The organism is Parafrankia elaeagni, from assembly GCF_000374165.1.
GTDB lineage: Bacteria > Actinomycetota > Actinomycetes > Frankiales > Frankiaceae > Parafrankia > Parafrankia elaeagni.
In genome coordinates this window covers 237265-251256 of sequence record NZ_KB893728.1, presented here as the reverse complement: position 1 = coordinate 251256, position 13992 = coordinate 237265, and the positions used below count along the sequence as shown (strand labels likewise).

11 protein-coding genes are annotated in these 13992 nt (G+C 72.2%); 9 read left to right on the top strand and 2 right to left on the bottom strand.

Annotated features, from left to right (window positions below; all coding sequences use genetic code 11):
- Window positions 1-121: 121 nt before the first annotated feature.
- Complete coding sequence (locus B207_RS0117540; RefSeq protein WP_018637872.1) at window positions 122-1702, bottom strand: acyl-CoA synthetase; 1581 nt, start codon at window positions 1700-1702, stop codon at window positions 122-124.
- 224 nt (window positions 1703-1926) lie between these two features.
- Between B207_RS0117540 and B207_RS0117535 the strand changes: the two genes are divergently transcribed.
- Together B207_RS0117535 and B207_RS0117530 are read left to right on the top strand one after the other, a co-directional pair.
- Window positions 1927-3252, top strand: coding sequence for an AMP-binding protein (locus B207_RS0117535; protein ID WP_018637871.1), 1326 nt, complete (start codon window positions 1927-1929; stop codon window positions 3250-3252).
- 19 nt (window positions 3253-3271) lie between these two features.
- Window positions 3272-4192 (top strand): TIGR03619 family F420-dependent LLM class oxidoreductase, encoded by a 921-nt coding sequence (locus B207_RS0117530; protein WP_018637870.1) that lies wholly within the window; start codon window positions 3272-3274, stop codon window positions 4190-4192.
- Window positions 4193-4277: 85 nt separating this feature from the next.
- On the opposite strand, the gene B207_RS0117525 is transcribed toward B207_RS0117530, so the two are convergent.
- Window positions 4278-6029: a dolichyl-phosphate-mannose--protein mannosyltransferase gene (locus B207_RS0117525; protein WP_018637869.1), complete on the bottom strand. Its 1752-nt coding sequence runs from the start codon at window positions 6027-6029 to the stop codon at window positions 4278-4280.
- 221 nt (window positions 6030-6250) lie between these two features.
- Here B207_RS0117525 and B207_RS0117520 point away from each other — a divergent pair, with 221 nt between their 5' ends.
- The 7 genes from B207_RS0117520 to B207_RS0117490 all read left to right on the top strand — a co-directional run bounded on the left by B207_RS0117520 (window position 6251) and on the right by B207_RS0117490 (window position 13980).
- Window positions 6251-7069, top strand: coding sequence for an SDR family NAD(P)-dependent oxidoreductase (locus B207_RS0117520; protein WP_071086307.1), 819 nt, complete (start codon window positions 6251-6253; stop codon window positions 7067-7069).
- Between the two features lie 150 nt (window positions 7070-7219).
- On the top strand, window positions 7220-8050 hold the full coding sequence (locus tag B207_RS0117515) for a TauD/TfdA dioxygenase family protein (RefSeq protein ID WP_018637867.1): 831 nt from the start codon (window positions 7220-7222) through the stop codon (window positions 8048-8050).
- A 10-nt stretch (window positions 8051-8060) separates the two neighbouring features.
- Window positions 8061-10109 (top strand): oxidoreductase, encoded by a 2049-nt coding sequence (locus B207_RS0117510; protein WP_018637866.1) that lies wholly within the window; start codon window positions 8061-8063, stop codon window positions 10107-10109.
- Window positions 10099-10857 (top strand): maleate cis-trans isomerase family protein, encoded by a 759-nt coding sequence (locus B207_RS0117505; RefSeq protein ID WP_018637865.1) that lies wholly within the window; start codon window positions 10099-10101, stop codon window positions 10855-10857. The genes B207_RS0117510 and B207_RS0117505 overlap by 11 nt, the downstream gene beginning before the upstream one ends.
- A gap of 34 nt (window positions 10858-10891) precedes the next feature.
- Window positions 10892-11680, top strand: a complete 789-nt coding sequence (locus B207_RS0117500) for an IclR family transcriptional regulator (RefSeq protein WP_018637864.1) — start codon at window positions 10892-10894, stop codon at window positions 11678-11680.
- Window positions 11681-11707: 27 nt separating this feature from the next.
- The gene (locus tag B207_RS0117495) at window positions 11708-12949 is read left to right on the top strand and encodes a CaiB/BaiF CoA transferase family protein (RefSeq protein ID WP_018637863.1); all 1242 of its coding nucleotides are present in this window, start codon (window positions 11708-11710) and stop codon (window positions 12947-12949) included.
- Complete coding sequence (locus tag B207_RS0117490; RefSeq protein ID WP_018637862.1) at window positions 12946-13980, top strand: beta/alpha barrel domain-containing protein; 1035 nt, start codon at window positions 12946-12948, stop codon at window positions 13978-13980. The genes B207_RS0117495 and B207_RS0117490 overlap by 4 nt, the downstream gene beginning before the upstream one ends.
- Window positions 13981-13992: the final 12 nt, after the last annotated feature.

Sequence of the window (13992 nt, the reverse complement as noted above, 5' to 3'; positions counted from 1 at the left end):
TCCTGCGGGTACCGAGTCGTCTCCCCGTACGGGTCTCGTACGGTTCGACGCTACGTTCGGAGTCCGGGCAGGAACGAGTGGTGCACGCCGAGGTGGCGTACCTGGCACACCAAGGGGACGGTCAGCCGCCGCCTTCCCCCGGCCGGGCGGCGGGCGGGACGGCAGGCGGGGCGGCGCTCAACGAGGACTGCAGCGCCTTCTTCGCCATCTTGCCGGTCGGAGTCCTGGGCAGGTCGGCCACGAAGTCGAACCTGCGCGGGATCTTGTAGGACGCGATCCGCCCGCGCAGGAACTCCGCCAGTTCGGCGGCGAGCGCGGGCCCGGGTGGCACGCCGGGCACCGGCTGCACCAGGGCCAGCACCGACTCGCCCATCTCCTCGTCCGGCATCCCGACGACGGCGACGTCGAACACCTTCGGATGCAGGACCAGGCTGTTCTCGATCTCCTGCGGATAGATGTTCACCCCACCGGAGATGATGACGAACACCTTGCGGTCGGTGAGATAGAGATAGCCGTCGGCGTCGGTGTGCCCCACATCGCCGACCGTGATCCAGGTCGGGTGGTCCGGATGCCGGGACCGCGCCGTCTTCTCCGGGTCGTTGTGGTACTCGAACAGCGGGTCGTCCCGCTCGAAGTAGACGGTTCCGGTCTCGCCCGTCGGCACCGGCGCTCCATCGTCCCCGCAGATGTGCAGAATGCCCAGACTGGCCCGGCCGACGGATCCGGGCCGGCGCAGCCATTCCGGACTGGTGATGAACGTGGTCCCGATGGCCTCGGTGGCGGCGTAGTACTCGTAGAGAATCGGCCCCCACCAGTCGATCATCGCCTGCTTCACCTCGACGGGGCAGGGCGCGGCCGCGTGGATGGCCACCCGGTGGCTCGACAGGTCGTGCAGTTCCCGGTCCGCGGCTGGCAGTTTCAGCAGGCGCACGAACATGGTCGGCACCCACTGACTGTGTGTCACCCGGTACCGCGCGAGCGCGGCCAGCGCCGCCCGCGCGTCGAAACGGCGCATCAGAACGACCGTGCCGCCCAGTGCGAGGACGACACCGGTGTACCGCAGCGGCGCCGCATGATAGATCGGCGCCGGCGACAGGTAGACGGTGTCGGCATCGAATCCGTACATCGGCGTGAGCAGCTCGACGTACAGGTCGCCGGGCTCGTGGACCTCCCGCTCCGGCAGTGCCTTGCGGATTCCCTTCGGCCGTCCGGTCGTCCCGGACGAATACAGCATGTCCGCCCCGCGGGGCTGCGCCGGAAGCGGTTCCGGAGAGACGGAACGGAGCGCGGCATCGTAGTCGCCATGGTTCTCGGCCGCCCCGCCGAACACCAGCCGGACCCGCACCGCGGGCGTGTCCGGAACGACCTTCTCGGCGATGTCGCGCAGCACGCCCGAGACGACCAGCACACCCGCGTCGCAGTCGTTCACGATGTAGCTGACCTCGGCCGCCGAGAGATGACTGTTGACAGCGGTCAGGTAAAGCCCGGAGCGCAGCGCGGCCCAGTACACCTCGAAGGCGCGCGGGGAGTTGTCGGTCAGCAGGGCGATGTGGTCGCCGCGGCGGAAACCGGCATCGTACAGATACCGGGCCAACCGCGCGGAACGCTCCTCGAGCTCGCGGTAGGTCAGCCGCTCCCCCGTTTCCGCCACGACCACGGCGGCCTTGTCGGGAAAGCGCTCGGCGTGTACCCCCGGATACATTCGTTCCTCTCCGTCGGTCGTCTCTAGCGGGAAGGGCCGGTCGCGGGCGGACGAATGGACACCAGGGCAGGTTAGGCCAGTGAAGGCGGCGTTGTCCGGCCGTTGCCGGAGCCCCGGGCCGCGGTCCTGCTCCCGGCCCTGCCGGTTCCTCGCGACCCTGCCGGTTCCTCCCGACCCTGCCGGTTCCGTCGACCTGAGGCACGCCGGGGCCGGAGAATGGGCGTGTGCTGACTGCGTTGCGCCGAGGCGAGGCCAGGATCCAGGTAGCGGACGTCGCTCTGGAAGGAGACGATCTTGCGGGCGCCGTCGGCGCCGTCGCCGCGCGGCTGCGCGGCGTGCGCCGGGTGGCCGTGGTCGCCACCCCCACCCTGGAGACGGTCGTCGCCATCGCCGGCGCGGTGGAGGCCGGCGTCACCGTGGTCACGATCAACCCGCAGGCGGGCGAGACGGAACGGGCCTACGTCCTGCAGGACAGCGCGCCCGACCTGGTCCTCGACGAGGTCGACCTGACCGCCCGCTCCGCGCTGCCCCCCGAGGTCGACGAGGCTCCCGGGGCTGGCGGGGCTGGCGGGGCTGGCGCCGAAGCCCCCGCGCTTGTCATCTACACCTCGGGGACGACCGGGCCACCGAAGGGCGCGGTCATCCCCCGGCGGGCGATCGCCGCGAACATCGACGCGCTCGCGGACGCCTGGGCCTGGTCGCCGGACGACGTGCTCGGGCACGCCCTGCCGCTGTTCCACGTGCACGGGCTCGTGCTGGGCACGCTGGGCCCGCTGCGGATCGGCTCCGCGCTGCGGCACGTGGCACGCTTCGCGCCGGTGCCCGGCGGGACGCTGTACTTCGCGGTGCCCACCATGTGGTCCCGGGTGCCGGAACCGGAGGCCTTCGCGTCGGCCCGCCTGCTCGTCTCGGGCTCGGCCGCGCTGCCGGTGCCGGTGTTCGACCGGTTCGTGGCCCAGGCCGGCCAGCGGGTCGCGGAACGTTACGGCCTGACGGAGACCCTCATCAACACCGCCGCGCGGGCCGACGGTGACCGCCGGCCGGGGGTCGTCGGTGCCCCGCTGCACGGTGTCGAGGTCCGGGTCACCGGGGCGGAGGAGTTCGGCCCGGTGGAGGTGCGCGGCCCGAACGTGTTCACCGGCTACCTGGGCAATCCGGCGGCGACCGCCGCGGCGCTCGCGCCCGATGGCTGGTTCGCCACCGGCGACCTCGGGGTGTTCGAGCCGGACGGGCAGCTGCGCATCGTCGGCCGGCAGAGCACCGACCTCATCAAGTCGGGCGGTTACAAGATCGGCGCCGGGGAGATCGAGAACGCGCTGCTCGCCCATCCCGCGGTCGCCGAGGCTGCCGTCATCGGCGTCCCCGACGACGATCTGGGCCAGCGGATCGTGGCGGTCGTCGTCACCCGTGACACCGTCGAGGCCACCGTGCTGATCGACCACGTCGCGTCGACGCTGGCTCCGCACAAGCGCCCACGGGAGATCCGTTTCGCGACGTCCCTGCCGCGCAACCCGATGGGCAAGGTCCAGAAGAAGCTGCTGCTCACCTGACCGACAGGAGTGAACGATCATGAAACTCGGCTTCGCGATGCCGCACATGCTCCGACTGAAGGCCACCTGCCAGCCCTGGGAGGCCCAGGTGACCGGCGCGGACCAGACCCGCCTGGCCCGCTGGGCGGAGCAGCTCGGCTACGCGATGATCAGTCTCCCGGAGCACCACATCGTCCCGGAGAGCCATGTGGAGCTGTCCGGCCCGCACTACTTCCACGCCTACTCCGGGATGGCCTACCTGGCGGGCGCCACCGAACGGATCCGGGTCAACTCCTGTATCGCGATCCTGCCGTTACAGCATCCCGTCGTGACGGCGAAATCGCTGGCGACGACGGACTGGTTGTCCAGTGGGCGGGTCACCGTCACCTTCGGTGTCGGCTGGCTGGCGGAGGAGTTCGAGATCCTCGGTGTCCCGTTCCGGGAACGCGGCGCCATCGCCGAGGAGTACGTCCAGGCGATCATCGAGCTGTGGACGGCGGAGAAGCCCGCCTTCGAGGGCCGCTACGTCTCCTTTCGGGACGTAGCGTTCGAGCCGAAGCCGGTGCAGCGCCCGCATCCGCCGGTGTGGTTCGGCGGCGACGCCGACCCCGTCCTGCGGCGCACCGCCCGTTACGCGTCGGGGTGGTGGCCGTTCCTCACGAAGCCCGAGGACATCCCGGCGCGGCTGGACTTCATCCGCTCCCAGCCGGACTACAACGGCCGGCTCACCGAGGTGTACTACGGGTTCGCCACCTCCCGCGTCGGCGAGGGCCACAGCGTCCAGACGGATCCGCGGGCCCGGCCGGGCATGAGCAGGCAGGAGATCATCGATCGGCTGGGCTGGTTCTCCGAACTCGGCGTCACCATGAGCTCGGTGCCCATCCCCGCCGTCAACGACATCCAGGAATACTACGATTACACCCAGTGGGTGGCCGAGGAGATCATGCCCGCGATCGCCTGATTCCCGATCGCCTGGTTCCCGATCGCCTGGTTCCCAGCCTGCTGCGCCGCCCCGGTACGGCGGCCACCCGTCCAGAGCGGAATGGTCAGGCGACGATCCAGCCGGGGAACCACATGCGGTCCCGCCAGCCGTTCAGCGGAATCACCTGTGAGGCCAGCAGCGGGTAGAAGTAGGCGAACAGCAGGATGACCACGATGAGGTAGCTGCCGACGACCACCGCCCCCGCCAGGCGGCGCGTGTCGGACGCGGTGCGGGGGCCGAGGACCAGGCCGGCCGACATCGTGATCCCGAGGATCAGGAACGGCAGCAGCGGCAGCGCGTAGAAGAAGAACATCGTGCGGTCCGGGAACGCCAGCCAGGGCAGGAACGACGAGCCGAAGCCGACGAGCACCAGGGCGGCCCGCCAGTCGCGCCGGCTGGCCCACAGCGCGACCATCGCCAGCAGCGCGGCGGACCCGACCCACCAGACCGCCGGGTTGCCGAGCGCCAGCACCTCGCGGGCGCAGCCCTCCGCGGCCCGGCAGCCCTGCTGGCCGAACGGGACGCCCTCGTAGTCGTAGGCCACCGGACGCCCCATCACCAGCCAGCTCATCGGCGTCGACTGGGCGACGTGCGGAGAGGACAGGTGTTCGTGGAAGTTCAGGATCGCCTGCTGGTAGGACCACCAGCCGCGCCAGGCGGCGACGAACCCGTCGCCGTGCTCGTGCCGGCGCCACCCGCCGTCGGTGACGAACCAGCCCGTCCAGGTGGCCAGGAAGGTGACGATCGGCAGCAGGACGTAGCAGCCCGCCCAGGCGGGGGCGTCGCGGCGCAGCGCCCCACGCCCCGGCCTGGCGGCGCCGGCGGTGCGCCGGGCGCCGATGTCCCAGGCCAGGGCGAGCGCGGCGAACCCGACCAGGGTGTAGAGCGCGCTCCATTTCACCCCCAGGGACGCGCCGAGGCACAGTCCGGCGGCGATCCGCCAGGGCCGCCACCCGAGCCGGGGCCCGTACCGCGCCGCGCGCTCGTCGGGCGCGGCACGGTCGTCAGGCGCGGCACCGTCGTCAGGCGCGGCACCGTCGGCCGCGAGGCGGGCGGCGAGGCGGGCGCGGCCGTGGTCGCGGTCGAGCACGAGGCAGGCCAGCGCCAGCACAAGGCCCGTCATCAGGAAGATGTCGAGGATGCCGATCCGGCTCTGGACGAAGGCGAGCCCGTCCAGCGCGAGCAGCAGGCCGGCGACGCAGCCGAGCAGGGTGGAACGGAACATCCGCCGCGCGAGCCGGGTGAGCACCAGCACGGCGAGGGTGCCGAAGAACGCGGAGGCGAACCGCCATCCGAGCTCGGGGCTTCCGTGCGGCACCCCGGCGCAGTCGATGTAGCCGAAGACCCTCTCGGACGCCGCGATGAACCACTTGCCCAACGGTGGGTGCACGACGAAGGCGGGCCCCGAGCAGGTGTTGCTGTCCACCTCGTAGCCCGCGGTCATCAGGCCCCAGGCGTCCTTGGTGTAGTAGACCTCGTCGAAGTAGATGCCCTTCGGCTCGGTCAGCTGCCAGAACCGCAGCAGGCCGGCGACGACGGTGACGGCGAGGGCCGCTGCCCAGCCGAGCACCCGATCGGTCGGCATCGGCGGGCACAGCCGGTTCTTCAGCGCCTCGTCCGCCCGGTCGCTGCCGCCGTGTCCCGACCTGCCGGTGGCGGCCTGGCCGGAGCCTCCGGCGGCGACGCGGAGCCGGAGGGCGGCGGCGCGGTCCGGGAGATGCCGCCACCGGGGCCCGCCCCCGCCCGACTGAGGCGTGCCCGCCGTACCGGGGCCGGTCGCGGAGGCGGCGGGGTCAGCCGTCGTCGGTGCCGTCACGCGTCCAGCGTAGGTGGTGACGGGGTGGAACCTTACCTCCGATATCCACACAAAGACGGTCGGAGCGTCTCAGTGGATGGCGATCCGGGGCAGGTTGCCCGAACAATGATTTTTCGTCGAAGCCGTATCTCGGGTCCAGTAACCACGATACGGTCACGTCGGCCGGCCAGGAGACGCTCGCGGAGCCCCGGCCGGATCGCTACCACGTGCGGAGGTCGATCATGTTCTCCTATGCTGGCCGCAGGGCCCTGATCACCGGGGGTGGCCGCGGCATCGGCCGGGCCATCGCACTGGCCTACGCGAAGGCCGGAGCGGACGTCGCCGTCGCCGCCCGCAGCCCCGGGCAGCTCGACGACACCGTCCGGGAGATCAAGGAGCTGGGCCGGGAGGCGTGGGCGCTGCCCGTCGACCTGACCGCCCGCGGCGCCCCGCAGGACCTGGTCACCCGCGCGCTCGACGTGATGGGGCGGATCGACGTCCTCGTGAACTCGGCCGGTGACACCGGGCGGCTCGAGCGCTCCACCTTCGATCTCACCGACGACGACGTCGACCACGTCTACCAGCTGCATGTGAAGTCGGCGCTGTTCACCTCGATCAAGGCCGCGGAGTCGATGGTGCGCCTGGGCATTCCCGGCGCCATTCTCAACATCACCTCGACCGGCGGCCTGTTCCCGACACCCGGCGCCGTGCTCTACGGGTCGGCGAAGTCGGCCATCAATCATCTGACCTCGACGCTGGGCATGGAGTTCGGCACGCACGGGATCCGGGTGAACGCGATCGCGCCCGGCCTCATCGACACCCCGCTCGTCGCCGACCGGCTGGTCTCCGAGGAGGACCAGATCGACCTGGCGTCGTTCTACCCGATCAACCGGGTGGGCCATGTCGACGACGTCTCGGCCGCGGCGCTCTACCTGTGCTCGGCGGAGGCCGGCTGGGTCTCCGGCGTGACCCTGCTGATCAACGGCGGCCAGCACGCGTCGAACGCGATGTTCCGCTGGCCACGCAGACACAACGAGGTACCGGCCGGACGCCGGATCTGACGGACGATCAGTAGCACAATCGAACCACGATCCGAGCGCCGCAGTGGATCCGAGCGCCGCGGTGGGTCGACGCGAACGCGAGGAAGGCACGAACAGGACCAGCGGGTCGGTGGCTCCCGGGCGGGGCACCGGCAGGAGGAGGAACGACGGATGGCCGTGATCGCCGTGGAGAGACTGAGCGAGCACGTCGGGGTGGAGATCCTCGGTGTCGACGTCGAGCGCCTGCGCGCCGACGACGATCTGCCGGGGGCCTGCACAGCCGCGCTGGAGGAGTACGGCGTGCTGCTTTTCCGCGAATTACACGCTGACGACGAGAGCCAGGTGGAGTTCTGCCGGAAGCTGGGCAGCCTGGCGAAGTCCGCCAAGTACCGGATCCCCGAGGTCACCGAGATCAGCTTCGACCCGGCGAACCCGAACGCGGAGTACTTCCGCAGCAACGACCGCTGGCACCTGGACGGCTGCCTCGACGCCGTGCCCCCGCCGAAGGCCGGGGTCCTCAGCGCCCACGTGGTCGCCGCCGAGGGCGGCGAGACGGAGTTCGCCAGCACCTACAACGCGTACGAGGCCCTCTCCGCCGCGGAGAAGGAGCGCTTCGCGAAGCTGCGGGTGGTGCACACCTTCGAGGCCGTGCAGCGCCACAGCTACCCGGACCCGACACCGGAGCAGCTGGCGGAGTGGGCGTCCCGGCCGGAACGGACGCACCCGCTGGTCTGGGAGCAGCGCTCCGGCCGCCGCTCGCTCGTGATCGGGTCGACGACGTCCCACGTGGTGGGGCTGGAGGCCGCCGAGGGTCGGGAGCTGCTCGACGAACTGGAGCAGCGCACCACCACCCCCGACCGGGTGCTGCGCCACACCTGGACGGTGGGCGACATGGTGATCTGGGACAACCGCGGCCTCGTCCACCGGGCCTGCGAGTTCGACCGCTCGAAGCCGCGCGTCATGCACCGGACGACTCTCCTCGGCGACGAGCCGATCCAGTAGGCCAGGCGGGATGACGACCTACCCAGCGCTGTTCACCCCCGGACGGCTCGGTCCGCGCACCACCCGCAACCGGGTCTGGATGACGGCCCACGCGACCGAGTTCACCACCGACCACACCTACTCCGACGCGCACGCCGCCTACTACGGCGAGCGGGCGGCGAACGGGGTCGCGGTCATCACGATGGAGGCGACGTCGGTCCATCCGACGAGCCAGCCCCGCACCGGTGTCGTGCTCGCCTACGACCCGGCGGTCGTGGAGAGCTACCGCAAGGTCGCGGCGGCCGTCCAGCCGCACGGCACCCTGCTGTTCGCCCAGCTGTGGCACCGCGGCCGGGAGACGGACAGCGTGGTGAGCCGGCTGCCGGTGTGGGCGCCGAGCCCGGTCCCGTGCGCGGTGTACCGGGAGATCCCGCACGAGGTGACCGCCGCGGAGATCGACGAGCTCGTCGACGGCTACGAGCAGTCGGCGCGGCTCGCCGTCGAGGGCGGCCTCGACGGGGTGGAGATCCACGGGCTGGCGCACGGCTACCTGCTCGGGCAGTTCCTCTCCCCCGCCACCAACCACCGCACCGACGACTACGGCGGCAACGCGCGGAACCGGTTCCGGCTGGTCGAGCGCATCATCGAGCGGGTCCGCTCCGTGGTGCCGCCGCACCTGGTCGTCGGCATCCGGGTCAACGGCGACGACGGCGACTTCGAGGCCGCGCTGCGCCCCGCGGACTGGGTGGAGATCACCCGGCGGATCGCCGCCACCGGCAAGGTGGACTACATCTCCGTCTCCCAGGGCACCTACCTCGACCGGATGCTCATCTACGGTGCCGCCCCCGCGCCGGCGGGTTACGAGCTCCCGGCGACCGAACAGATCAGGGCGGCCGCCGGCGGGCTGCCCGTCATCGCCGTCGGGCGCATCACCACCCCCGATTTGGCCGAGGCCGTGCTCCAGCGCGGCCAGGCGGATTTCGTCGGGATGGCCCGGCAGCTGATCGCCGACTCGCAGTGGGTGGCGAAGGCCGCGGCGGGGCGTCCCAACGACATCCGGCCGTGTGTGGGCGCGAACCACTGCATCGCCTCGATCGCCCGCACCTCGCTCGCCTGCATCCACAACCCGGACGTCGGGCGGGAGGCCGGGACCGTGGTGGCCGCGGCCACCGCCACCACCACGCCCGCGGCCAGCGTCGCGGTCGTCGGGGCGGGGCCGGCGGGGCTGCGGGCGGCACTGACCGCCGCCGAGCTGGGCCACCGGGTGACGCTGTTCGAGCGGGCGGCGGAAACCGGTGGCCAGGTGCGCTGGCTCAGCGCCGCCGAGCCCTACCGGGAGTGGCTCGGCATCACCGACTGGATGACCGAGCAGCTGCGGCACCACGACGTCACCCTGCGGCTGGGCCACGAGGTGAGCGCCGCGGAGCTCGCCGGCCATTACGACACCTGCGTCGTGGCGACCGGGTCCGTCCCGCGCCGCGACGGGTGGACGGCGCTGCGGCCGTCCCGGTGGGCGCCCGGGTCGGCCCCTGTCCCGGGCACCGGCCAGTGGAACGTCTACACGGTCAGGGAGGTCCTCGGTGACCAGGTGACGCTGCCGGCGTCGGTGCTCGTCCTCGACGACATCGGGGACCGCCGGGCCCTCGCCGCCGCCGAGTACCTGGCCGCCGGCCGCACCGTCGAGATCGTCACCCGGCTGCCCCACGTCGGCATCGGGCTGGCCGACAGCCACGACCTGCCAAGCGTCACCGGGCGGCTGCGCCGGGCCGGGGTCCGGCTCACCGCCGGCCTCGAGCTCGTCGCCATCGACGAGGACAGGGTGCGTCTCGCGGACGTCCACACCGGCGAGGAGGAGGTGCGTGAACCAGTCGACGCGGTGGTGCTGGTGACCGGGCAGATCGCCGAGGACGGCCTGCTGCGCGAGCTCCGCGCCGCCGGCCAGCACGCGGTGGCCGTCGGGGACTGCGTCGCCCCGCGCCGGGTGTTCGACGCCGTCTGGGACGGTGACCTCGCCGCCCGGTCGATCACTGCCGCCGCCCACCCGCTACCAGGCCCGAGGAGACGAGACCATGCCCGGTGACCCGCTGGGGTACCGCGCCAAGTTCGGCGTGGTGACACCGTCGGTCAACACGGTGGTCCAGCCCGAGTACGACGCGATGCGGCCGTACGGGGTGACGAACCACGTGGCGCGCATCCACATCCCGGAGAAGCCGATCGACGGGGACTCCGGGTTCCAGGAACTCGTCCGCGCCATCGACGGCGCGCTGGACGACGCCGTCGAACGGGTGCTGTCCTGCGCCCCGGACTGTGTCCTCATGGGTGTCTCGATCGAGGCTGTCTACCAGGGCGGAGTGTCCGCCGCGCGGGCGATCGAGAAGCGCCTCGCCGAGAGGTTCGGCCCGCTGACCCTCATCCACGCGGCGGATGCCCTGCCCGCCGCGCTGGCGGCACTGGGCATCGACGGCGGTGAGGTCTCCCTGGTCACCCCGTACATGCCGGACGCCGACGGGCACCTGCGCGGGTTCGTCGAGGAGCTCGGCTACGACTACCGGCGGGCGATCCACCTGCGGGCGCCCACCCCGCTGCAGATCTCCCACATCCCCGAGGCGGACGTCCGCACCGCCCTCACCGACCTGGCGCGGGACCGGCCGCGGGCCATCATCCAGTTCGGCGCGAACCTCTCGATGGCCCGGCTCGCCGACGAGGCCGAGCGCTGGCTCGGGCTGCCGGTCATCGCGGTGAACACGGCGACGTACTGGCACGCCCTGCGCCGGGCCGGTCTGCCGGACCGGCGCGAGGGATTCGGCTCACTCCTTCTCCACCACTGACCCTCCACCACTGAATTTGAAGGCAGCACACCGATTGCGAACCAACGACCAGGACGACGAGCCGGAGCGCGGGGCAGCCCGGGACGCCGACGCGGTGCAGGTACTCCACCGCCAGGCGCTGATCCTCGACTGCTTCTCCCGGGGGCAGCCGCGGCTGCGGGCATCGGACGTCCGGGCGGCCACCGACCTGCCGGCGACGACGGTCGCCCGGATCCTGCGGTCACTCGTCCAGGAGAACCTGCTGGCGCGGACAGGTGACTTCTACTCGATCGGGCTGCGGGTGATGGCCTGGTCGGCGGCGGCGACCGCCGGCTCCGACCTGATCGAGGCGGCGAAGCCGGTCGTCACCGAGCTGCGCGACCGCACCGGCGAGTCGAGCATCGTCTACGTGCGCCAGGGCGGGTCGCGGGTCGCCGTGCTGATCAGCCACTCCGAGCAGTCGATCATCTACCAGGGCCGGGTCGGCCAGATCCAGCCGCTCAACGCCGGCGGCGCGGGGAAGGTCTTCATGGCCTACGACCCCGAGGCGCTGCGGGCCGCCCTCGACGCCGGCCTCACCGCGTACACCACGAACACGATCGTCAGCCGCGAGCGGCTGGAGGACGACCTGCGGGAGACCCGGAGTCGCGGCTGGGCGTACGCCCCGGAGGAACGCGAACGCGGGCTCAGCTCGATGGCCGCGCCGGTCACCGACGCGCACGGGGCCCTGGTCGGGGCGCTGGCGATCGGCGCACCCACGTTCCGGCTCTCCCTGGAGTCGGCCGCCCGGCACGCGCCGACCCTGGTGGACTGCGCGAAGGCGATCTCCCAGCAGCTTCTGTAGGCACACCGAGGATCGAGGAGACCGGAGATGGTGGACGAACCCGGGACGACGAGCGCGCCGGCCGCACGCCGACGGCCCGGTGAGGGGCCACTCGCCGGCATCCGGGTGCTGGAACTCGGCCAGCTCATCGCCGGCCCGTTCTGCGGCCAGCTCCTCGGCGACTACGGCGCCGAGGTCATCAAGATCGAGGATCCGTCGGCCGGCGACCCGATGCGGCGCTGGGGGCACACCGACGGGACGAGGGACCCCGTCCACTGGTCGGTGCTGGCCCGGAACAAGCGCTCGCTCGGCTGCGACCTGCGCAGCGCCGAGGGCCAGGCGCTGGTCCGCCGGCTCGCGGCCACCGCCGACATCCTGGTGGAGAACTTCCGCCCCGGCACGATGGAGCGGTGGGGCCTGGGCTACCCGGAGCTCTCCGCCGTCAACCCCGGCCTGATCATGGTGCGGGTCACCGGCTTCGGCCAGACCGGCCCGTACGCCGCCCGGGCCGGCTACGGCTCCATCGGCGAGGCGATGGGCGGGCTGCGGGCTCTCATCGGCGAGGCGGACCGCCCGCCGAGCCGCGCCGGCCTGTCGATCGGCGACAGCCTGGCCGGCACCCTCGGCGCGCTCGGCGCTGTCTCCGCGCTCGTCGAGCGCGGAGTCAGCGGGCGCGGGCAGGTCGTCGACTGCGCGCTGTACGAGGCCGTCCTCGCGATGAGCGAGTCGCTGGTCGCCGACTTCGCCGCCTTCGGGCACGTCCGGGAGCGCACCGGATCGGTGCTTCCCGGTGTCGCCCCGTCCAACGTCTACCCGACCTCGGACGGCGCCGAGGTGCTGATCGCCGCGAACCAGGACACCGTCTTCCGCCGGCTCGCCGCCGCCATGGGTGACCCGCAGCTGGCGGACGACCCCCGTTACGCCACCCACGGTGCGCGCGGCGACCGGCAGGAGGAGCTCGACCAGCGCATCGCCGCCTGGACCAGCACGCTGACCCACCACGAGGTGGAGCGCAGCTGCGAGGAGCACGCCGTCCCGTGCGGGATGGTCTACCGCGCCCCCGAAATGCTCGACGACCCGCACTTCGCCGCCCGGCAGTCCATCGTCGCGGTGGATGTCAAGGGGTCGGAGCTGCCGATGCAGACCGTCGTCCCGCGGTTCGGCCGCACCCCGGCACGGGTGCGCTGGGCCGGCCCGCCACTCGGCGACGCCACCGACGACCTGCTGGACGAGCTCGGATTCAGCGACGGTGACATCGCCGACCTGCGTGAACGGGGAGTCGTCCGATGACGCCGGCCACACCGGCCGACGGCGGGTCACCGGCCGAGGGCGGGTCGCCGGCAGCGGCGCTCGCCCTGCAGGGCAGCGTGACGCTGGTCGAGGTCGGGCTGCGGGACGGCCTGCAGTCGGTGGAGCAGACCATCCCGACCGAGGTGAAGGTCGATCTCGTCCACCGGCTGGTCGAGGCCGGGGTGCGCGAGATCGAGGTCGCCTCGTTCGCGCACCCGAAGGTCCTCCCCCAGCTCGCGGACGCCGAAGCCGTCCTGGCCGCCGTGCCGCGGGTCGACGGGGTCCGCTACCGGGCGCTCGTCCCGAACCTGAAGGGCGCGCTGCGCGCCGCCGGCTGCGGTCTCGACCACCTGGTCGCGCTGACCTGCTGCGACGAGGACGTCAGCCGGCTCAACCAGGGCCGCGGCGTCGAGGAGGTCCTCGCCGAGCTGCCCGCGATCGGGGCGGCCGCCCGGCGCGAGGGTGCCGCGCTCGTCGTCGGGATCGCGATGGCGTTCTTCGCGCCGTGTGTGGGGCCGACCGACCCCGCCACGCGGATGGAGATCATCGGTCGCGCCGTCGACGCCGGCGCGACCGGGGTCTACTTCGGTGACACCGTCGGCATGTCCAACCCGGTGCAGGTCGCCGAGGCGCTGGCCGCGGCCCGGCAGCGTTTCCCCGGCCTGGAGCTCGGGCTGCACCTGCATGCCCGCAACGGGTTCGCGCTCGCGAACGCCCTCGCCGCGCTGCAGACCGGTGTCGACTGGTTGGAGTCGGCGTTCTGCGGCATCGGCGGCGACCTGTGGTTCCCCGGCGAGCCGGACGTCCTCGGGAACCTGCCGACCGAGGACCTCCTCGCGTTCACCGACGCGATCGGTGTCAGCACCGGGGTGGACGCCGAGCGGTACACCCGGGTGTCGGAGCTGGCCCGGGAGGCGACCGGACGCGACCCGCTCGACCACCTCACCCGCGGAGGATCGGCACGCGACATGGTCGACACGACCTGGAAGGAGATCATGGGCGGCTTCGACGGGGTCACCACGACCCGGTAGGGCTGACCCACC